Annotated in this window: 25 protein-coding genes; 7 read left to right on the top strand and 18 right to left on the bottom strand. The window is 56.5% G+C overall.

Features of this window, described 5'->3' with window-relative positions; all coding sequences use genetic code 11:
- The 9 genes from KHQ24_RS01665 to fkpA all read right to left on the bottom strand — a co-directional run.
- Positions 1-115: GTP-binding protein (locus tag KHQ24_RS01665; RefSeq protein WP_021280608.1), on the bottom strand; the 115-nt coding region annotated here is incomplete at its 3' end.
- A gap of 69 nt (positions 116-184) precedes the next feature.
- Positions 185-2,299 (bottom strand): elongation factor G, encoded by a 2,115-nt coding sequence (gene fusA, locus KHQ24_RS01660; protein ID WP_004202222.1) that lies wholly within the window; start codon positions 2,297-2,299, stop codon positions 185-187.
- 96 nt (positions 2,300-2,395) lie between these two features.
- Positions 2,396-2,866 (bottom strand): 30S ribosomal protein S7, encoded by a 471-nt coding sequence (rpsG, locus tag KHQ24_RS01655; protein WP_002920113.1) that lies wholly within the window; start codon positions 2,864-2,866, stop codon positions 2,396-2,398.
- A 96-nt stretch (positions 2,867-2,962) separates the two neighbouring features.
- A complete protein-coding gene (gene rpsL / locus KHQ24_RS01650) occupies positions 2,963-3,337 on the bottom strand; it encodes a 30S ribosomal protein S12 (protein WP_002920115.1) in 375 nt (124 codons plus the stop codon).
- Positions 3,338-3,461: 124 nt separating this feature from the next.
- Complete coding sequence (gene tusB, locus KHQ24_RS01645; RefSeq protein ID WP_004202221.1) at positions 3,462-3,749, bottom strand: sulfurtransferase complex subunit TusB; 288 nt, start codon at positions 3,747-3,749, stop codon at positions 3,462-3,464.
- 7 nt (positions 3,750-3,756) lie between these two features.
- Positions 3,757-4,116, bottom strand: a complete 360-nt coding sequence (gene tusC, locus KHQ24_RS01640) for a sulfurtransferase complex subunit TusC (RefSeq protein ID WP_004202220.1) — start codon at positions 4,114-4,116, stop codon at positions 3,757-3,759.
- Entirely contained in the window at positions 4,116-4,502 is a 387-nt protein-coding gene (tusD, locus tag KHQ24_RS01635) for a sulfurtransferase complex subunit TusD (RefSeq protein WP_004202218.1), read from the bottom strand. The genes tusC and tusD overlap by 1 nt, the downstream gene beginning before the upstream one ends.
- Entirely contained in the window at positions 4,502-5,224 is a 723-nt protein-coding gene (locus KHQ24_RS01630; RefSeq protein WP_211777100.1) for a helix-turn-helix transcriptional regulator, read from the bottom strand. The genes tusD and KHQ24_RS01630 overlap by 1 nt, the downstream gene beginning before the upstream one ends.
- 168 nt (positions 5,225-5,392) lie before the next feature.
- On the bottom strand, positions 5,393-6,223 hold the full coding sequence (fkpA, locus tag KHQ24_RS01625) for an FKBP-type peptidyl-prolyl cis-trans isomerase (protein WP_004202215.1): 831 nt from the start codon (positions 6,221-6,223) through the stop codon (positions 5,393-5,395).
- 222 nt (positions 6,224-6,445) lie between these two features.
- On the opposite strand from fkpA, the gene KHQ24_RS01620 reads away from it, so the two are divergent.
- On the top strand, positions 6,446-6,664 hold the full coding sequence (locus KHQ24_RS01620) for a protein SlyX (protein ID WP_002920136.1): 219 nt from the start codon (positions 6,446-6,448) through the stop codon (positions 6,662-6,664).
- 57 nt (positions 6,665-6,721) lie between these two features.
- On the opposite strand, the gene slyD is transcribed toward KHQ24_RS01620, so the two are convergent.
- The 4 genes from slyD to kefG all read right to left on the bottom strand — a co-directional run bounded on the left by slyD (position 6,722) and on the right by kefG (position 9,976).
- Complete coding sequence (gene slyD / locus KHQ24_RS01615) at positions 6,722-7,315, bottom strand: peptidylprolyl isomerase (RefSeq protein WP_004202213.1); 594 nt, start codon at positions 7,313-7,315, stop codon at positions 6,722-6,724.
- Positions 7,316-7,408: 93 nt separating this feature from the next.
- Positions 7,409-7,609, bottom strand: coding sequence for a YheV family putative zinc ribbon protein (locus KHQ24_RS01610; protein WP_002920143.1), 201 nt, complete (start codon positions 7,607-7,609; stop codon positions 7,409-7,411).
- A gap of 11 nt (positions 7,610-7,620) precedes the next feature.
- Complete coding sequence (gene kefB / locus KHQ24_RS01605; RefSeq protein ID WP_004202210.1) at positions 7,621-9,426, bottom strand: glutathione-regulated potassium-efflux system protein KefB; 1,806 nt, start codon at positions 9,424-9,426, stop codon at positions 7,621-7,623.
- Positions 9,413-9,976: a glutathione-regulated potassium-efflux system ancillary protein KefG gene (kefG, locus tag KHQ24_RS01600; RefSeq protein WP_004202208.1), complete on the bottom strand. Its 564-nt coding sequence runs from the start codon at positions 9,974-9,976 to the stop codon at positions 9,413-9,415. The genes kefB and kefG overlap by 14 nt, the downstream gene beginning before the upstream one ends.
- Before the next feature lie 173 nt (positions 9,977-10,149).
- Between kefG and KHQ24_RS01595 the strand changes: the two genes are divergently transcribed.
- From KHQ24_RS01595 to KHQ24_RS01580, 4 genes are all read left to right on the top strand, one after another.
- Complete coding sequence (locus KHQ24_RS01595) at positions 10,150-12,054, top strand: ABC transporter ATP-binding protein (RefSeq protein ID WP_017899944.1); 1,905 nt, start codon at positions 10,150-10,152, stop codon at positions 12,052-12,054.
- A gap of 226 nt (positions 12,055-12,280) precedes the next feature.
- The gene (locus KHQ24_RS01590) at positions 12,281-13,279 is read left to right on the top strand and encodes a hydrolase (protein ID WP_072206932.1); all 999 of its coding nucleotides are present in this window, start codon (positions 12,281-12,283) and stop codon (positions 13,277-13,279) included.
- Complete coding sequence (locus KHQ24_RS01585) at positions 13,276-13,494, top strand: YheU family protein (RefSeq protein WP_002920151.1); 219 nt, start codon at positions 13,276-13,278, stop codon at positions 13,492-13,494. Before KHQ24_RS01590 ends, KHQ24_RS01585 begins: the two co-directional genes overlap by 4 nt.
- A 36-nt stretch (positions 13,495-13,530) precedes the next feature.
- Positions 13,531-14,400: a phosphoribulokinase gene (locus KHQ24_RS01580; RefSeq protein ID WP_004202201.1), complete on the top strand. Its 870-nt coding sequence runs from the start codon at positions 13,531-13,533 to the stop codon at positions 14,398-14,400.
- Positions 14,401-14,455: 55 nt separating this feature from the next.
- Here KHQ24_RS01580 and KHQ24_RS01575 read toward each other — a convergent pair whose 3' ends face one another.
- On the bottom strand, positions 14,456-14,860 hold the full coding sequence (locus KHQ24_RS01575) for an OsmC family protein (RefSeq protein WP_004202200.1): 405 nt from the start codon (positions 14,858-14,860) through the stop codon (positions 14,456-14,458).
- A 306-nt stretch (positions 14,861-15,166) separates the two neighbouring features.
- Here KHQ24_RS01575 and crp point away from each other — a divergent pair, with 306 nt between their 5' ends.
- Positions 15,167-15,799: a cAMP-activated global transcriptional regulator CRP gene (crp, locus tag KHQ24_RS01570; RefSeq protein WP_000242758.1), complete on the top strand. Its 633-nt coding sequence runs from the start codon at positions 15,167-15,169 to the stop codon at positions 15,797-15,799.
- Positions 15,800-15,850: 51 nt separating this feature from the next.
- The gene (locus KHQ24_RS01565; protein WP_032456678.1) at positions 15,851-17,929 is read left to right on the top strand and encodes a YccS/YhfK family putative transporter; all 2,079 of its coding nucleotides are present in this window, start codon (positions 15,851-15,853) and stop codon (positions 17,927-17,929) included.
- Here KHQ24_RS01565 and argD read toward each other — a convergent pair.
- The 4 genes from argD to KHQ24_RS01545 form a co-directional block, all read right to left on the bottom strand.
- Positions 17,919-19,139: a bifunctional acetylornithine/succinyldiaminopimelate transaminase gene (argD, locus tag KHQ24_RS01560; RefSeq protein ID WP_004202198.1), complete on the bottom strand. Its 1,221-nt coding sequence runs from the start codon at positions 19,137-19,139 to the stop codon at positions 17,919-17,921. The two genes, KHQ24_RS01565 and argD, sit on opposite strands and share 11 nt — an antisense overlap.
- 89 nt (positions 19,140-19,228) lie before the next feature.
- Entirely contained in the window at positions 19,229-19,792 is a 564-nt protein-coding gene (pabA, locus tag KHQ24_RS01555; RefSeq protein WP_004202196.1) for an aminodeoxychorismate synthase component 2, read from the bottom strand.
- A gap of 31 nt (positions 19,793-19,823) precedes the next feature.
- The gene (locus tag KHQ24_RS01550) at positions 19,824-20,426 is read right to left on the bottom strand and encodes a putative adenosine monophosphate-protein transferase Fic (RefSeq protein ID WP_049116368.1); all 603 of its coding nucleotides are present in this window, start codon (positions 20,424-20,426) and stop codon (positions 19,824-19,826) included.
- On the bottom strand, positions 20,416-20,583 hold the full coding sequence (locus KHQ24_RS01545) for a YhfG family protein (protein WP_004202194.1): 168 nt from the start codon (positions 20,581-20,583) through the stop codon (positions 20,416-20,418). The genes KHQ24_RS01550 and KHQ24_RS01545 overlap by 11 nt, the downstream gene beginning before the upstream one ends.
- Between the last annotated feature and the right edge of the window lie 83 nt (positions 20,584-20,666).

The raw sequence follows: 20,666 nt of genomic DNA, 5'->3' as shown, positions 1-20,666 counted from the left end.
TTTTAGCCAGAACGGTAGTGATGGCAGCAGTCAGGGTAGTTTTACCATGGTCAACGTGGCCGATAGTACCAACGTTGACGTGCGGTTTTGTACGTTCAAATTTTTCTTTAGACACGGCTATATTCCTTACTATAGTGCTCTCCCCTTCGGAGAGAGCACGGGACTTAGGTTTTAATCCTGTGGATTATTTACCACGGGCTTCAATAACGGCCTGAGCAACGTTGTTCGGCGCATCATCATACTTCAGGAATTCCATAGTGTATGATGCACGACCTTTGGTCAGAGAACGCAGCTGAGTTGCATAACCGAACATTTCGGACAGCGGTACTTCAGCGTGGATCTTAACGCCGGTTACTTCGGATTCCTGACCGCGCAGCATACCGCGACGACGGCTCAAGTCACCGATAACGTCACCAGTGTTCTCTTCCGGAGTTTCTACTTCAACCTTCATGATCGGCTCAAGCAGAACTGGTTTTGCTTTCTTAAAGCCTTCTTTAAAGGCAATAGACGCAGCCAGTTTAAACGCCAGCTCAGAGGAGTCAACGTCGTGGTAAGAACCGAAGTGCAGACGGATACCCATATCAACTACCGGGTAACCTGCCAGCGGACCAGCTTTCAGCTGTTCCTGGATGCCTTTATCAACGGCCGGGATGTATTCGCCAGGAATTACACCACCTTTGATGTCGTTGATGAACTCGTAACCTTTCGGGTTAGAGCCCGGCTCCAGCGGGTACATGTCGATCACAACGTGACCGTACTGACCACGACCACCAGACTGCTTGGCGTGTTTACCTTCGATATCGGTAACTTTCGCGCGAATCGCTTCACGGTAAGCAACCTGAGGTTTACCGACGTTCGCTTCAACGTTGAATTCACGCTTCATACGGTCAACGATGATGTCGAGGTGCAGCTCACCCATACCGGCGATAATGGTCTGGTTAGACTCTTCGTCAGTCCATACGCGGAAAGACGGGTCTTCTTTAGCCAGACGACCCAGAGCCAGACCCATTTTTTCCTGGTCAGCTTTGGTTTTCGGCTCAACGGCGATGGAGATTACCGGCTCAGGGAATTCCATACGCTCCAGAATGATCGGCGCATCCGGGTCACACAGGGTGTCACCAGTAGTTACGTCTTTCAGACCGATTGCAGCAGCGATGTCGCCCGCGCGAACTTCTTTGATCTCTTCACGTTTGTTAGCGTGCATCTGTACGATACGACCGAAACGCTCACGTGCAGCTTTCACGGAGTTCAGTACGGTATCACCAGAGTTAACCACACCGGAGTACACGCGGAAGAAGGTCAGGTTGCCCACGAACGGGTCGGTAGCGATTTTGAACGCCAGTGCAGAGAACGGCTCGTCGTCGCTTGCGTGACGCTCAGCCGGAGTATCTTTACCGTCGTCCAGGATGCCGTTGATCGCCGGAACGTCAACCGGGGATGGCAGGTAGTCAACTACCGCATCCAGCATCGCCTGAACACCTTTGTTCTTGAACGCAGAACCACAGGTTACCAGGATGATTTCGTTGTTCAGAACGCGCTGACGCAGAGCTTTTTTGATCTCTTCTTCAGTCAGTTCTTCACCACCCAGGTATTTTTCCATCAGCTCTTCAGAAGCTTCAGCTGCGGACTCGATCAGGTTCTGGTGCCATTCGTCAGCCAGGTCCTGCATGTCAGCCGGGATATCTTCGTATTCGAAGGTTACGCCCTGGTCTGCATCGTTCCAGTTGATGGCTTTCATTTTCACCAGGTCAACAACGCCGGTGAAACCTTCTTCAGCACCAATTGCCAGCTGCAGCGGAACCGGGTTCGCGCCCAGACGGGTTTTGATCTGACCAACAACTTTCAGGAAGTTAGCGCCCATGCGGTCCATTTTGTTAACGAACGCGATGCGCGGAACTTTATATTTGTTTGCCTGACGCCATACGGTTTCAGACTGCGGCTGAACACCACCAACTGCGCAGTAAACCATTACCGCACCATCAAGAACACGCATGGAACGTTCTACTTCGATAGTGAAGTCAACGTGCCCCGGGGTGTCGATGATGTTTACACGGTGCGGTTCATACTGCTTAGCCATACCAGACCAGAATGCAGTAGTCGCAGCGGAAGTGATGGTGATACCACGTTCCTGCTCCTGCTCCATCCAGTCCATGGTAGCGGCGCCGTCATGAACTTCACCGATTTTGTGGTTTACACCGGTGTAGAACAGAATACGTTCGGTAGTAGTGGTTTTACCGGCGTCGATGTGCGCACTGATACCGATGTTACGGTAGCGTGCGATGGGTGTTGTACGAGCCATTTGATTCCTCGTTTATTTCTTTAGGCGTTCAGTTAAGTTATCCAGAGCGGGCGACTCATCTGAAGCGCCCGCCTGGTGACTATGACTCCGAAGGGATTACCAACGGTAGTGAGCGAACGCCTTGTTGGCTTCGGCCATACGGTGAACGTCTTCACGTTTCTTAACTGCAGTACCTTTGTTGTCTGCAGCATCAGTGAGTTCGTTCGCCAGGCGCAGAGCCATGGATTTATCACCGCGTTTACGAGCAGCTTCAACGATCCAACGCATTGCCAGGGCATTACGACGGACCGGACGAACTTCAACTGGAACCTGATAAGTAGAACCACCTACGCGGCGGGACTTAACTTCGACAGTCGGGCGCACGTTTTCGAGCGCAACTTCGAAGGCTTCCAGTTCAGATTTACCAGAACGCTGAGCCAGGGTCTCCAGCGCGCTGTATACGATAGTTTCTGCAGTAGATTTTTTACCATCTACCATCAGGATATTGACAAATTTAGCCAGCAGTTCTGATCCGAACTTCGGATCCGGCAGAATTTTACGCTGACCAATGACGCGACGACGTGGCATGGAAATACTCCGTTGTTAATTCAGGATTGTCCAAAACTCTAAGAGTTTAGTATGACATTAAGATAAATCAGTTTGGCCTTACTTAACGGAGAACCATTAAGCCTTAGGACGCTTCACGCCGTACTTGGAGCGAGCCTGCTTACGGTCTTTAACGCCGGAGCAGTCAAGCGCACCACGAACGGTGTGGTAACGAACACCCGGAAGGTCTTTAACACGACCGCCACGGATCAGGATCACGGAGTGCTCCTGCAGGTTGTGACCTTCACCACCGATGTAGGAGGTGACTTCGAAACCGTTAGTCAGACGCACACGGCAAACTTTACGCAGTGCGGAGTTCGGTTTCTTAGGAGTGGTGGTATATACGCGAGTACATACGCCACGTTTCTGCGGGCAGGCTTCCAGCGCTGGCACGTTGCTCTTTGCAACTTTGCGCGCGCGTGGTTTGCGTACCAGCTGGTTAATTGTTGCCATTAAATAGCTCCTGGTTTTAGCTTTTGCTTCGTAAACACGTAATAAATCGCCTCATATATTATGAGGACGCAGAATTTTAGGGCGGTGCCGAAAAGGTGTCAAGAAATATACAACGATCCCGCCATCACCAGGCCAACTGACCGGCATGTTTGACTGTGAGTCTGACGAAATCAGTATAGCTAACCCTGCCGACACTGTCCGCAATTTGACCAGTTAGCCCGCGGGCGTCAACGTCGTCTTGCAGCACGTAAAGGGTTATGGGGGCGGATTGCAGGATCTCAAGGAAGCGGCCGCCGGCGATAGCCGCCGCGACGCCATCAGACAGCAGTAACAGATCGTCACCCTGCTCCATCAAGCGAAGCATTGCTGCGATATCGGCATGCCAGGGAGAAACACTGAGCGTATGGAGCATGGGGGCCTCAGAAACGCAAAATGACATCAAATTCATGCAGACGGGCGCGCAGGGCATCCGGCGCCAGGCATTCGGCATCCACCACCCACGGGGTCGCAGGATCCAGGCCGCGCTCTCGCGCCGACTCGGCGCACAGCCAGCACTGGTCGATATCGTATAGCGACAGCAGTTTAAAGGTGGCGATGTAGTCGCGGGCCAGCACAGCGCCAGGCCGCTGGGCGGGCAACAGCTGAAACACGCCGTCGCCTACGAAAAACACGCCAATCTCGTCGGTGAGGGCGGAGGTGGCTAATAAGGCATCAAGGCCCTCCCTGCCGGCGGCGCTGCCGTGCGGCGCGGAAGAAAAAACGAAAGCCACACGTTTCATCAGAACTGTACCATCCGATCGCAAGTGAGCGCCGCTTCCGCCAGCGCGCCAAGTCCGCTTAACGTAAAACCCGGCTGCAGATTATGGCCAGGCAGAGCGAGCTGTTGCGCTTCGCGTTCGTCCGTTACGCCACGACGCAGGGCGGCCGCCACGCAGATATGCAGCGCGACGCCGTGCTCATTGTGGAGGGATTGCCACCCGCGCACCAGATCGAACTCATCGCTGGCGGGCGCCGTCAACTGGTTAGCGTTAAGCACGCCTTCGCGATAGAAAAAAACGCACGCCAGCTCATGGCCTTCCTGCAGCACGGCCTGAGCAAATTGCCAGGCGCTGCTCGCCTGCTGCGTGCCATAGGCAGGTCCGGTCACCGTGAGGGCAAAACGCATTACTTATCCAGCCCCTGGAAATCACCGCTTTTGAACTGGCGAATATAGAGGTAGACGGTGTGCTTGGAGATATTCAGACGATCGGCCACCTGGTTAATGGCATCTTTAATATCGAAGATCCCTTTCTCGTAGAGATTCAGCACGATTTGACGGTTTTTAGCATTGTTCGACACGCTGCGATCGGCATTCACCTCTTCGATGGTGAATTCCAGAGTCTGGGCGACCAGATCGTCAACCGAGGAAGCAAAGTTCACCGGCGAGTTAACCTCAGGCGTTTCTGGTGGAATAAAGGTGTTCATGATCTGCGAAAACGGCACATCCAGATTCATGTTGATGCACAACAGACCAATCACCCGGTGATCGCGGTTGCGGATGGCAATCGTCACCGACTTCATCAGGACGCCGCTTTTGGCGCGGGTAAAGTAGCATTTGGAAACGCTGCTATCGGCGCCCGTCATATCGTGCAGCATGCGCAGCGCAAGATCGGTAATCGGTGAACCGATTTGGCGGCCGGTATGTTCACCATTGGCGATACGGATGGCAGAGCATTTCAGATCCTGCAAAGAATGCAGCACGATTTCACAGTGCGAACCGATGAGCATCGCCAACCCGTCCACCACCGCTTCATAAGATTTAAGAATATCGAAATCGGTCTGGTCAAAGGGACGTTGATCCAGCAGGTCAAGCTCGCTGGTTTCGTTGGTTAAAAGCGACCTGGACATGAAAAAAAGCACTCCTTTTCAGGAGCCTGTCGTTATTGTCAGGGCAGGCTCATCATCATTATTAAGCTATCTAAAGTAATACAGCGCCTGAGGATCTTTCCAGTTTTAATTATATCTGCGCGCAATAAAAAAGCCGCCGCCTCTAACGAGACGGCGGCCTGAACCCGATTACTTCTTAGCGTCAGCTTTCGCGTCTGCGGCTTTCGCATCGCCAGCGGCTTCCGGCTGAGCATCTGCTTTCGGCGCCGGTTTGATATCCAGCAGCTCTACATCAAAGACCAGCGTGGAGTTGGCCGGGATCCCCGGGACGCCGGTTTTGCCGTAGGCCAGATCTGGCGGAATGACCAGCTTGATTTTGCCGCCTTTCTTGATGTTCTTCAGGCCTTCAGTCCAGCCCGGGATCACCCCGTCGAGACGGAAAGAGAGCGGCTCGCCGCGGGTATAAGAGTTATCAAACTCTTTGCCGTCGATCAGCGTACCTTTGTAGTTAACCACCACGGTGTCGCTGTCTTTAGGCGCATCGCCAGTGCCTTCTTTCTCGACTTTATACAGCAGGCCAGTCTTCGACGTTTTCACGCCCTTCTCTTTGGCAAAGCTGTCACGGAAAGCTTTACCTTTGGTTTCGTTCTCAGTAGCGTCTTTTTCCATTTTCTGCTGAGCTGCGGTCTTCACGCGCGTTTCAAAGGCCTGCAGAGTCTGTTCGATCTCCTGGTCGGACAGTTTGCTCTTATCGGCAAACGCGTCCTGTACGCCGGCGATCAGCTGGGCTTTATCCAGCTTAATGCCCAGTTTTTCTTGTTCTTTCAGGGAGTTTTCCATGTAACGCCCCAGGGACGCGCCCAGCGCATAGGCTGATTTCTGATCGTCATTTTTAAATGCCGATTTACTCTCAGCCGCCGGGGCTGCTTTCGCCGCGGTATCTGCAGCAAAGGTCAGCGGTGCATTCAGGGCGACGGCCATTGTGGTCGCCAGCAGCGTTACTTTAAACAGTGATTTCATCCATTTCTCCAGGGCCGGGGCCTCTCACCCCAGGGTTATCGTAAAAAGCAAAAAACGTACTATAGAACGTCGCCGTTAAAATCTACATACGGACGTTCCTGAATATCGCCTCTTTTAGGACTATTTTTGTATGAATAAGTTTCCTGTAGGACGCAGCGATGCTGCGCGCCGGGGGAAACTTAAGTAGAATCCGCCCGCAGGATCAGACTAAAGAGGTTACCCATGCACGATAGCACATTAGAAACGCGCCTTGCGGAGCTGGAAAGCCGGCTGGCGTTTCAGGAAATCACCATCGAAGACCTCAACAAAACCGTGACCGCCCACGAGATCGAGATGGCGAAGATGCGGGAGCATATGCGTCTGATGATCGAGAAGCTGAAGGCGACCCAACCCTCCCATATCGCCTCCCAGGCTGAAGAGACGCCACCGCCGCACTATTGAGGCGTAAAAAAAGCGGGTTTCCCCGCTTTTTGTCGTCTTCGTGCCGAGGCGCAAAGATTAGTGGCAGCCGCAGCCACCGTGGCCGCCGCAGCCGCCTTTACCATGGTCGTGGCCATGATCGTGGTCGTGACCGTGACCGCCGCAGCAGCCATCGTGACCATGATCGTGGTCGTGATCGTGACCATGCGCGCCGTGCACGTGACCGTGCTCCAGCTCTTCAGCGGTCGCTTCGCGGATGGCGACAACTTCCACATTGAATTTCAGGTTCTGGCCTGCCAGCATGTGGTTGCCATCAACCACAACGTGGTCGTCTTCAACTTCAGTGATTTCTACTGGTACCGGACCCTGATCGGTTTCCGCCAGGAAGCGCATGCCAACCTGCAGTTCATCAACGCCCATGAAGACGTCTTTCGGTACACGCTGCACCAGGTTTTCGTCATACTGACCGTAAGCGTCGTTAGCGCCGACGGCTACGTCAAATTTGTCGCCCACTTCGTGGCCATCCAGCGCGTTTTCCAGGCCGGAAATCAGGGAGCCGTGACCGTGCAGGTAATCCAGCGGCGCGCTTACCGGAGACTCATCAACCAACACACCGTCTTCTGTACGTACCTGATAGGCCAGGCTGACCACCAGGTCTTTTGCTACTTTCATGATATCTCCTGAGATGGGAAGAATAGTGGCGCAGATTGTAGCGGAATTCTGCTGCCGTGTACCCTTTAGCTTAAAAAAAGCCGACGGATAACGCTAGTCGGGATGAAAAATGCCAATCACCTGCTCCTCTTTGCGTACATGCTCACGGGCCTCTTTATCCGCCTCACGCATCTGATGACCGCACTTAACGCATTCAACAACATCGACATTATTCTCACGCCACATCGCCAGTGAATCCTGCGCCTGGCACGCCGGACATTTCGCCCCGGCAATAAAACGTTTACGCACTGCCATATGATTTACCTTTATTCAAACTCGTCCCAGCCGTCCAGCTGCCGGCTCTCTTTCTGCATTTCGCGCTGAAAAATCTCTTCCAGTTCGCGCCGGGCTTCCCGCACGCGTGATATCTGTACCGTATCAGTATGCACCGGCATTAACTCACGCAGCATTCGCATATCGAGGCGTCGGAAGTGCAGCTGCGCGCGCTGGGCCTGGTGAGGATGCATCCCCAGGGTAATGAGGGCTTTACGCCCCAGCTCAAGCGCACTGGAGAAAGTCTCACGAGAAAACTGCGTCACGCCGGCCTGCAGCAGCTCATGCGCCTCGACGCGCCCGCGAGCGCGGGCCAGGATGTGCAGATGTGGAAAGTGTTGTTGACACATCTCCACCAGCCGCATGGTGTCTTCCGGCTCATTACAGGTAATGACGATCGACTGCGCCTCCTCCGCCCCTGCCGAGCGCAGCAGCTCCAGCTGGGTAGCGTCGCCAAAATAGACTTTATAGCCATAGTTGCGCATCAGATTTACCGCGCTGATGTCTCGCTCCAGCACCGTAATACGCATCTTATTAGCCATCAGCAGGCGACCGATGACCTGGCCGAAACGGCCAAAGCCAACAATAATCACCTGCGGTTTATCGTCCTCTACCCACGGCGCTTCATCGGTATCCTCCGCTGGATTCAGGCGTCGCGACAGTATCTTATCGATCCCTTTCATCAGCAGCGGCGTGGTCATCATCGACAAGGTGACGGCCACCAGCAGCAGCGCCATCTGGTCGTGCTGGAACAACCGCTGAGAGGCGGGCAGCGAAAAGAGGACAAACGCGAACTCGCCGCCCTGGCTTAATACGCCCGCAAACTGCATACGTTCGGAACTCCGCAGGCCATAGAGACGGGCCAGCAGATAAAGCACCAGCATTTTTACCGCCACCAGCACCGCCACGCTCACCGCCACCCACAGCAGATGGGTGTACAGCACGCCAAGGTTCAGCGCCATACCGACGGAGATAAAGAACAGCCCAAGCAGCAGCCCCTTGAACGGATCGATGGCGATCTCCAGTTCATGGCGATACTCGCTTTCCGCCAGCAGCACGCCGGCGATAAAGGTACCCAGCGCCATCGACAGCCCCAGCGCCTCCATAAACAGGGCGGATCCGAGGACCAGCAGCAGCGTGGCGGCAGTGAACACTTCCCTGACCCCGGAGCTGGCGATAAAGCGGAACACCGGCCGCAGCAGATAGCGTCCGCCAATCAGCATCCCGGCAAACGCCAGGACCTTCATGCCGACCGTCAGCCAGTTCACATGCTCATCCGCGGAACCAGCCAGCAGAGGCACCAGCGCCAGCGCCGGGATCACCGCCAGATCCTGAAACAGCAGGACCGAAAAGCCTAACTGCCCTGATTCGCTGCGGCTCATTCCCTTCTCGCGCATCAGCTGCAGTGCCATCGCGGTAGAGGACATCGCCAGGCCAATCCCGCCGACCACCGCCGCCTGCCATGAAAACCCTGTCGTCATCAACAGACCGCCGAGGATCGCCGCGCTGAGCATCACTTGCGCCGCGCCAACGCCGAAGATGGAGCTTCGCAGCCGCCATAGCTTAGCGGGATTGAGCTCCAGGCCGATGATAAACATCAGAAACACCACGCCGAGTTCAGAGAAATGGAGAATTTCATCCACATCGCTGATAAACCCGAGCCCCCAAGGGCCAATGGCGATCCCAGCCAGCAGATAGCCCAGCACCGCGCCAATCCCCAGTCTTGAAGCCAGAGGGACAGCGATGACGGCCGCGAACAAAAACAGCACCCCCGCCAGCAGCAGATCAAATCCCGCCATGGACACCTCCGGCGGCTAGGGGGTTGGCCAGCCAGTCCCGATAGGCCAGGGCGCGGCTGCGCAGCTCCTCTGGCTGCTGCCGCCGGGCCCAGTAGACGATAATGGGGCTCATCCAGTGCATACGGCACATACCGGCTGTCAGTTCAAAAGGACGCAGAATATCGTTCATCGGATAGCGATTTGCATCGCGACGGTAAGCGCTCTCTGGTTCGCCGGTGGTGATCACGCTGCGCCAGTACTTTCCCGCCAGTTCGTTCCCTCCGGCGCCGCTGGCGAAGCCGCGGCTTAAGACACGATCCAGCCACTCTTTGAGCAGCGCAGGACAGCTCCAGGTATATAAAGGATGCTGGAAAACAATCACCTCATGCTGGCGCAGCAGGTCCTGTTCGTGAGCAATATCGATAAAAAAATCCGGATAGTGCGCGTAGAGATCGTGCACGGTGACGTTCGGCAACTGTAAGGCGGGTTGTAATAAAACCCGGTTGGCCACGGAATCCTGAGATTCTGGGTGGGCATACAGCAGCAACACTTTCGCTGTCTGAGACATCATTCCCCTCCCGTAGGTCTTCTGGCGGCCTGCACAGCCCCGGCTTTTTGACACAGCCAGAATGACTTTGTGTATCGTCTTCGTTTTGGGCTACCATGGCGGCCCGGTGAAGCGATTCGCTTCCAAACTACATTATCATAATGACAAATTAACATAGTCTGAACATACGGCGCCTTATGATTGTTTTCTCCTCGTTACAAATTCGTCGCGGCGTACGCGTCCTGCTGGACAACGCCACCGCTACCATCAACCCTGGCCAGAAGGTCGGTCTGGTGGGGAAAAACGGCTGCGGGAAATCGACGCTGCTATCGCTTTTGAAAAACGAGATAAGCGCTGACGGCGGCAGTATGACCTTTCCTGGCAACTGGCAGCTGGCCTGGGTGAATCAGGAAACCCCGGCCCTGCCGCAGCCGGCAATCGATTATGTCATTGACGGCGATCGTGAATATCGCCAGCTGGAAGCCGCGCTCCAGCAGGCTAACGAGCGCAACGACGGCCATGCCATCGCCACCGTTCACGGCAAGCTGGACGCCATCGACGCCTGGACCATCCGCTCCCGCGCCGCCAGCCTGCTGCACGGCCTGGGTTTCAGCAATGAACAGCTTGAGCGGCCAGTCAGCGATTTTTCCGGCGGCTGGCGTATGCGCCTTAATCTCGCGCAGGCGCTGATCTGCCGCTCCGATCTGCTGCTGCTCGATGAACCGACTAACCACCTCGACCTTGATGCGGTGATCTGGCTGGAGAAGTGGCTGAAGGGCTACACGGGGACGCTGATCCTGATCTCCCACGATCGCGATTTCCTCGATCCTATCGTCGACAAAATTATCCACATCGAACAGCAGACGATGTTTGAGTACACCGGCAACTACAGTTCGTTTGAAGTGCAGCGCGCCACCCGTCTCGCTCAGCAGCAGGCGATGTACGAAAGCCAGCAGCAGCGTGTCGCGCATCTGCAAAGCTATATCGATCGCTTCCGCGCCAAAGCCACCAAAGCCAAGCAGGCGCAGAGCCGTATTAAAATGCTGGAGCGGATGGAGCTCATCGCCCCGGCGCACGTGGATAACCCGTTCCACTTCAGCTTCCGCCAGCCGGAGAGCCTGCCTAACCCGCTGCTGAAGATGGAGAAAGTCAGCGCCGGCTATGGCGAGCGTATTATCCTCGACTCCATCAAGCTCAATCTGGTGCCGGGGTCGCGTATCGGCCTGCTGGGCCGCAACGGCGCCGGGAAATCGACGCTGATTAAGCTCCTGGCTGGCGAACTCCAGCCCGTAAGCGGGGAGATCGGCCTCGCCAAAGGCATCAAGCTCGGCTACTTCGCCCAGCATCAGCTGGAGTTTCTGCGCGCCGATGAGTCGCCGCTGCAGCACCTGGCGCGCCTGGCGCCGCAGGAGCTGGAGCAGAAGCTGCGCGATTATCTGGGCGGCTTTGGTTTCCAGGGCGATAAGGTCAGCGAAGAGACCCGCCGCTTCTCCGGTGGAGAAAAGGCGCGTCTGGTGCTGGCCCTGATCGTCTGGCAGCGCCCTAACCTGCTGCTGCTCGACGAACCGACCAACCATCTCGACCTCGATATGCGTCAGGCTTTAACCGAAGCGCTGATCGACTTTGAAGGGGCGCTGGTGGTCGTATCGCACGATCGCCACCTGATCCGCTCCACCACCGACGATCTGTACCTTGTCCACGATGGCAAAGTCGAACCGTTCGACGGCGATCTGGAAGATTATCAGCAGTGGCTCAGCGACTCGCAAAAACAGGAGTCCCAGAGCGGCGACGCGCCAAAAGAGAGCGGCAACAGCGCGCAAGCGCGCAAAGACCAGAAGCGTCGGGAAGCGGAGCTACGCAGCCAGACCCAACCGCTGCGCAAAGAGATCGCCCGTCTGGAAAAAGAGATGGATAAGCTCAACGCGCAGCTGGCCAGTGCAGAAGAGAAACTTGGCGACAGCGAACTCTACGACGCCTCGCGTAAAGCAGAACTGACTGAATGCCTGCAGCAGCAGGCCAGCGCGAAATCCGGGCTGGAGGAGTGCGAAATGGCCTGGCTGGAGGCACAGGAGCAGCTGGAGCGCATGCTTCAGGAAGGCTAATCGCCGCGTCATCATTCTGCCTGCGCCTACTATGGCGCGGGCAGAGTGTATTTCTGCCCGCCCTCGCGGTCTGGCCATCAGTGCCATCAATGGTTTGTTGTGGTGTAACCTGGCGTCACTGGCCACAAGACCACATATTGGCTAACTCCTGCGCGCCCTGCGCGGTATAGTCATCATCACGTTTATTAATTATTCTGGTGCTATGGTTGAAATCATCCCCACAGACATGACGCCCCCCGAAAACGATTCGCGTGAGTTCCATCCCATGCGCGGCGCGGGCAATCGTCATCTGCAAACCATGCTGCCGCGGCTGATCCGCCGTAAATTGCGCTTTACCCCGCACTGGCAGCGCCTTGAGCTGCCAGACGGCGATTTTGTCGATCTCGCCTGGAGCGAAGACCCGCACCAGGCGTGCCACAAGCCGCGCCTCGTCGTCTTTCATGGTCTGGAAGGGAGTCTGCACAGCCCGTATGCCCATGGACTGATCCACGCGGCGATGCAGCGCGGCTGGCTTGGCGTAGTCATGCATTTTCGCGGCTGCAGCGGCGAACCTAACCGCAATCACCGCATCTATCACTCCGGCGAAACGGAAGATGGCACCTGGTTTCTGCACTGGCTGCAGCGCGAGTTTGGCCCCGCGCCGACCGCCGCCGTCGGCTATTCGCTGGGCGGCAATATGCTGGGCTGCCTGCTGGCAGAAGAAGGCGACCGCTGCCCGCTGGATGCGGCAGTGATCGTCTCCGCGCCTTTCATGCTGGAAGCCTGCAGCTATCATATGGATAAGGGCTTCTCGCGGGTTTATCAGCGCTACCTGCTCAATCTGTTAAAAGCCAACGCCTCACGCAAGCTGAAAGCGTATCCTGGCTCTCTGCCCGTCGATTTACGTCAGCTCAAAGGGATGCGCCGCATCCGGGAATTTGACGATATGATCACCGCCAAAATCCATGGCTTTGCCGATGCGCTGGATTATTACCGGCAATGCAGCGCCATGCCGCGGCTCAGCGATATCACTAAGCCGACGCTCATCATTCACGCGAAAGACGATCCGTTTATGGACCACCATTCCATTCCCCCGCAGGAACAACTGCCGGCGAACGTCGAGTATCAATTGACTGAACAAGGCGGCCACGTTGGCTTCGTCGGCGGCACCCTGCGTAAACCGGAGATGTGGCTGGAAAGACGCATTCCCGACTGGTTAAACCGCTGGCTGGAGGTTCCCGTATGATTATTCCCTGGCAGGATCTGGATCCCGAAACGCTGGATAACCTGATTGAAAGCTTTGTGTTACGTGAAGGCACCGATTATGGTGAACATGAACGTTCACTTGCCGATAAAGTCGCCGATGTAAAACAGCAGCTGAAACGCGGAGAGGCGGTCCTCGTGTGGTCGGAACTGCATGAGACGGTCAATATTATGCCGCGCGCGCTTTTTAACGGCTGAGGCGACGCCACTACATCGTTTAACCAGGGAGTTGTTATGTCTGCCAAACATCCGGTGATCGCCGTCACAGGCTCCAGCGGCGCGGGCACTACCACCACCAGCCTCGCCTTTCGCAAAATCTTCGCGCAGCTAAATCTGCACGCTGCGGAGGTGGAAGGCGACAGCTTTCATCGCTACACCCGCCCGGAAATGGACATGGCGATCCGCAAAGCGCGGGATCAGGGCAAACATATCAGCTACTTTGGCCCGGAGGCGAACGACTTCGGTCTGCTGGAACAGACCTTTGTCGACTATGGCCGCCATGGCAAAGGTCAGTCGCGTAAATACCTCCACACCTATGACGAAGCCGTGCCGTGGAATCAGGTGCCGGGAACCTTCACCCCGTGGCAGCCGCTGCCGGAGCCGACGGACGTGCTGTTCTATGAGGGGCTGCACGGCGGGGTTGTCACGCCGCAGCATGATGTCGCCAGCCATGTCGACCTGCTGGTCGGGGTCGTGCCTATCGTTAATCTCGAGTGGATCCAGAAACTCATTCGCGACACCAGCGAGCGCGGCCACTCCCGGGAGGCGGTGATGGACTCCGTCGTCCGATCGATGGAAGATTACATCAACTTCATCACCCCGCAGTTTTCCCGCACCCACATCAACTTTCAGCGCGTGCCGACGGTGGACACCTCCAACCCGTTTGCCGCGAAAGCGATCCCCTCTCTGGACGAGAGCTTTGTGGTGATCCATTTCCGCAATCTGCAGAACATCGACTTCCCCTGGCTGCTGGCGATGCTACAGGGCTCGTTTATCTCGCACATGAACACCCTGGTGGTGCCGGGCGGTAAAATGGGGCTGGCGATGGAGCTTATTATGGCGCCACTGGTCGAACGCCTGATGGAAGGCCGCAAGATCGGCTAACAGAAGAAACCCCGGCCAGGCCGGGGTTAAGAAAATTCACAACAGCAGGCGAAGACTACGCCTCGATCACTTCATAGGAGTGGGTGATCTTCACCGCTTTTTCCAGCATCAGCGCCACCGAGCAGTATTTCTCTGCCGACAGATCCACCGCACGGGAGACCGCGGCATCTTTCAGCGCCTTACCGGTGACGATAAAGTGCAGATTAATATGCGTGAACAGGCGCGGCGCCTCTTCCCGGCGTTCAGAGGTCAGCTTCACTTCGCAGTTAGTCACCTCATGGCGACCTTTTTGCAAAATGGAGACCACATCGATCGCACTGCAACCGCCCGCCGCCATCAGCACCATCTCCATCGGGCTGGGCGCCTTATCCCCGGAGTTGCCATCCATCAGAATCTGGTGTCCTGACGCGGACTCCCCGATAAAGGTTAACCCTTCAACCCATTTCACACGCGCTTGCATAAAATTTAACTCCAGTATCGCAATATTCTTGTCAGATTACGCGCACATAACAATTCTCGCAACGGAAGGCGACCTGCGTCATGCTGAAGCGAGACACCAGGAGACATGCGGCGAAAGCTATGCTAAAACAGTCTGGATGCTACAGTAATACATTGATGTACTGCATGTATGCAGAGGAGTTCACATTACGGGCTGTCGAAAAATCATCAGCCAGCTTCCCAGGTATAGGGAAACAATACGATTGCATGCCCGGACGCCGTGTAGTGTCGGCGCCCGGAGATAGCTTATAACAGAGGATAACCGCGCATGGTGCTTGGCAAACCGCAAACAGACCCTACCCTTGAATGGTTCTTGTCTCATTGCCACATTCATAAGTACCCATCAAAGAGCACGCTGATCCACCAGGGTGAGAAAGCAGAAACGCTGTACTACATCGTTAAAGGCTCCGTGGCTGTACTCATCAAGGATGAAGAAGGTAAAGAGATGATCCTCTCCTACCTCAACCAGGGCGATTTCATCGGTGAATTAGGCCTGTTTGAAGAGGGTCAGGAGCGTAGCGCCTGGGTACGGGCGAAAACCGCATGTGAAGTGGCCGAAATCTCTTATAAGAAATTCCGTCAGCTGATCCAGGTGAACCCGGACATTCTGATGCGTCTCTCTTCGCAAATGGCTCGCCGTCTGCAGGTGACGTCTGAGAAAGTGGGCAACCTCGCCTTCCTCGACGTGACGGGCCGTATCGCCCAGACGCTGCTGAACCTGGCGAAGCAACCCGATGCCATGACCCACCCGGACGGTATGCAAATTAAAATTACCCGTCAGGAAATTGGTCAGATCGTCGGCTGCTCTCGTGAAACCGTTGGCCGTATTTTGAAAATGCTGGAAGATCAGAACCTGATTTCCGCCCACGGTAAAACTATCGTCGTCTACGGTACCCGTTAAGTTGCTAAGCGGCGTATTGCTCCTGCAGTACGCCGTTTTTGTTTTTCCCTCATGTGGCGCAGGCTGATTTACCACCCGGAAGTTAACTATGCACTGCGGCAAACGCTGGTGCTGTGTCTGCCTGTGGCCATCGGTCTTCTGCTCGGCCATCTCCAGCAGGGGCTCCTGTTCTCCTTAGTCCCCGCCTGCTGCAACATCGCCGGCCTCGACACCCCGCATAAGCGCTTTTTTAAACGTCTGATTATCGGCGGCTGTCTGTTTGCCGGATGCAGCCTGGTGGTGCAGCTGCTGCTCGCCCAGGCGATTCCCCTGCCGCTTATTCTCAGCGGCCTGGCGCTATTGCTCGGCGTCACCGCGGAGATCAGTTCGCTGCACGCGCGCCTGCTGCCCGCGTCGCTGATCGCCGCCATTTTTACCCTCAGCCTGGCGGGCAATATGCCCATCTGGGAGCCGCTGCTGATCTACGCCTTCGGCACGCTATGGTACGGCGTGTTTAACTGGTTCTGGTTCTGGCTGTGGCGTGAACAGCCGCTGCGGGAGTCGCTCAGTCTGCTCTACCGGGAACTGGCCAATTATTGCGAAGCCAAATATAGCCTGTTGACCCAGCATACCGATCCCTCGACCGCCCTGCCGCCGCTGCTCATCCGCCAGCAGAAGGTGGTCGATTTAATCACCCAGTGCTATCAGCAGATGCATATGCTGGCCGCCAACCAACGTAACGACCACAAACGTCTTCTGCGGGCGTTCCAGATGGGGCTGGATCTACAGGAGCATATTTCGGTCAGCCTGCATCAGCCGGAAGAGGTGCAAAAACTGGTAGAACGCAGCCATGCCGAAGCGGTGATCCGCTGGAACGCGCAGACCGTCGCCGCCCGTCTGCGGGTGCTGGCGGATGACATGCTCTATCATCGCTTTCCGCAGCGCTTCCAGATGGATAAACAGATCGGCGCCCTGGAAAAGATCGCCCGCCAGCATCCGGACAACCCGGTCGGCCACTTCTGCGCCTGGCACTTCAGCCGCATCGCCCGGGTGCTGCATACCCAGCGCCCGCTGTATGCCCGGGATCTGATGGCTGACAAAGAGCGTCGTTTACCGCTGTTTCCCGCGCTAAAAAACTATCTGTCGCTGAAATCGCCCGCGCTGCGCAATGCCGCCCGCATCAGCGTGATGCTGAGCATCGCCAGCCTGATGGGCAACGCCCTGCATTTGCCGAAGCCCTACTGGATCCTGATGACGGTGCTCTTTGTTACCCAGAATGGCTATGGCGCCACGCGGGTTCGTATTGTCCACCGGGCGGCGGGGACGCTCGCCGGCCTGATCATAGCCGGGCTGACCTTGCACTTTCACGTTCCGGAGAGCTACACCCTGAGCGGGATGCTGCTGATCACACTGCTCAGCTATCTGATTATCCGCAAACACTATGGCTGGGCGATGGTGGGCTTTACGGTGACGGCGGTATATACCCTGCAGCTGCTGACGCTCAACGGCGAACAGTTTATTATCGCCCGGCTGATCGACACGCTGATCGGCTGCCTGATCGCCTTCGGCGGGATGGTCTGGCTGTGGCCGCAGTGGCAGAGCGGCCTGCTGAAAAAAAACGCCCACGATGCGCTGGAGGCCGACCAGCAGGCGATTCGCCTGATCCTCAGCCCCGATCCCAAAGCGCCCGCGCTGGCCTATCAACGTATGCGCGTTAATCAGGCGCACAACGCGCTCTACAACTCCCTGAATCAGGCGATGCAGGAGCCGGGGTTCAATACCCACTACCTGGAAGATATGAAGCTATGGGTGACGCACAGCCAGTTTATCGTCGAACATATCAACGCCATGACCACCCTGGCCCGGGAGCATACGATGCTCACCCCGGATCTTGCCCAGCGCTATCTCGAATCCTGTGAGATTGCCCTGCAGCGCTGTCAGCAGCGGCTGGACAGCGATGGCCCCGGCAGCACAGGGGATGTCAATATTATGGAGTCACCGGAAAGCGAGGTGCCGATCGGTCCGTTAAGCACCCTGGAGCAGCATCTGCAACGCATTCTGGGCCATCTGAACACCATGCACACTATCTCGTCTGTAGCATGGCGTCAGCGGCCGCATCATGGCATCTGGCTACGGAAGATCAGCCGTTAATCACCTTTGCCACTGCCTGGGCAAAGCGCGCCATCCCCTCGGCGATATCCTGCTCTTCGATGATCAGCGAGGGAACAAAACGCATCACGTCCGGCCCGGCGTTAAGCACCATGACGCCGGCTTCCGCAGCGGCATAGAGGAAATCGCGCGCGCGGCCCTTGTGCTGCGGCTTAAGTTCGGCGCCAATCAGCAGGCCCATCCCGCGAATATCACTGAACAGATCAAACTCGGCATCCAGCTGCTGCAGGTGTTTGACGAACAGTTCGCGTTTCGCGTTCACGCCATCCAGCACCGCCGGAGTATTGATCAGATCGAAAGCGGCGTTGGCGACCGCGCAGGCCAGCGGGTTGCCGCCGTAGGTTGACCCATGGGAACCGGCATGGAAGGCGCTGGCGATCTCGTGGGTGGTCAACATGGCGCTGACCGGGAAACCGCCGCCCAGCGCTTTCGCGCTGGTGAGAATATCCGGGGTTACGCCATAGTGCATGTAGGCGAACAGCGATCCGGTACGCCCCATTCCGCACTGCACTTCATCAAAGACTAACAGCGCCTGGTGCTGATCGCACAGTTCGCGCAGTCCCTGCAGGAAGGCCGGCGTCGCTGCCGTCACGCCGCCTTCGCCCTGAATCGGCTCCACCACCACCGCGCAGGTGTGGTCATCCATCACCGCTTTTACCGCCTGCAGGTCGTTGAAGGGAACATGGACAATATCCGCCGGTTTAGGGCCGAAACCATCGGAGTACTTCGGCTGCCCGCCGACCGAGACGGTAAACAGAGAGCGGCCATGAAAGGCATTATGGAAGGCGATGATTTTGGTTTTATATGGGCTATGGCGGGTCACCGCATAGTGACGCGCCAGCTTAAAGGCTGTTTCATTAGCTTCGGTACCGGAGTTCATAAACACCACTCGCTCGGCGAAGGTGGCATCGACAAGCTTACGTCCCAGGCGCAGCGCTGGCTCATTGGTAAAGACGTTGCTGGTATGCCACAGCGTTTCGCCCTGCTCGTGAAGCGCCGCCACCAGCGCCGGGTGGCAATGGCCCAGCGCCGTCACCGCGATACCGCCGGCGAAATCAATATACTCTTTGCCCTGCTGATCCCAGACGCGGCTGCCTTTCCCCTTTACCGGGATGAATTCTGCCGGTGCATAAATTGGCAAAATAACTTCATCGAATGTGGCGCGGGTGATTGCCGGTTGTTCAGTTGCCATGTCTTGCCCATCCCTCTTCGTTATGCAGATATGATTATGATAATATAATCACAAAATATGCATAAAAAGTCAGTCAATGGCAACCGAAATCACCGCTTAATAAAGTTCGCCAGCAATTGATGGCCCTGTTCGCTAAGGATGCTTTCCGGATGGAACTGCACGCCCTCGAGATCCCAGTCGCGATGACGAATCCCCATGATCTCACCGCTGGCGCTGCGGGCGGTGACGATAAACTCAGGCGGCAGCGTCGGCGGGTCAATCACCAGCGAATGATAGCGGGTCACCGTCAGAGGATTATTCAGCTCCTGAAACACCCCTTCGCCGTTATGCTCGATAAGCGAAGTTTTTCCATGCATCACCTGCGCCGCCCGCACAATGGTCGCGCCAAACGCCTGGGCTATCGCCTGATGCCCGAGGCAGACGCCCAGCAGCGGCGTTTTCCCTGCATAGTGACGGATTACTGAGAGGGAAATCCCCGCTTCATCCGGCGTACAGGGACCGGGCGAAATCACCATCTTCTCCGGCGCCAGCGACGCTATCTCCTCCAGCGTCAACGCATCGTTGCGCCTGACCAGCACTTCCGCCCCCAGTTCGCAAAAGTACTGGTACAGATTCCAGGTGAAAGAGTCATAGTTATCGATAAGCAGGATCATAGCGGCTCCGGAACAATCAAACCGGGCTATTCTACTCAGATTCCCGCGCTTCGCTTACCACTTTGCGAAAGATCGCCGCCAGCGGGTCCGGATCGCCCATCGCGCCCTGCTGGCAGGCGGTGCTCCAGGCGGCAGGATCGACGTCACGCCAGTCAAGAAGGTAGCCGGCATGTATCGCCAGCTGTTCAAAGAAAATGCGCTGGGTCAGGCCATTGCCGAGACGAAAAGGGTGCAGCACATTAATTTCACCATAGAACCAGCTCAGGCGTTCGATAAAGGTATCCCGCGGCAGGCCGCAGAGATAATCCTCCTGCTCCAGGGCCTGCATCAGGGCGTTCCCTTCCTCTTCGATGCGGGCAAAGTGACAGAACGGCGTATCGCCCAGGTAGAGGTTCACTTCACGCAGCCTACCCGCCCAGTCAAACAGATCCTGATACAGCTGATGATGAATAGCGCACAGATAGGGTAAGCCGCGCACCCGCGGCCCCAGCGGCAGGGTAGCCGCCCGCAGCGACGTCATCTCCAGGGCAGCCTGCTGCAGAGTATTGGCCTGGCGGATGCCGAGGCGGTTGCGCAGGACGTTCAGGGCCGGATAGAGGTAAGGATCGCGTTCATCGCCAAATTTATCGCTCATACTCCCTCCGCAGCGTCGCGAGGCGCGCCTGCGCCTCCTCGGCAGTCAGCGTAACCAGCGGCACCGATACGCCTTCGAGGCGACGGCTGGCCTGAAAATTGCTATTACGTGTCTGTTCCCAGAGTCGGGATTTTTGCTTATCGGTGAGTGGACGCATCGTCGCCCCCTTATCGTCCCCTGTGTGCCACAAGTATAAGCAGCAATTACAGGTTATGCCGGGAGGCAACCGGCGCGGCGATA

Origin of the sequence: Klebsiella sp. 54, from assembly GCF_018223875.1 — a bacterium.
GTDB classification, from domain to species: domain Bacteria; phylum Pseudomonadota; class Gammaproteobacteria; order Enterobacterales; family Enterobacteriaceae; genus Klebsiella; species Klebsiella quasipneumoniae.
The sequence above is the reverse complement of the archived record's forward strand: the minus strand, read 5'-3'. Positions and strand labels throughout refer to the sequence as shown.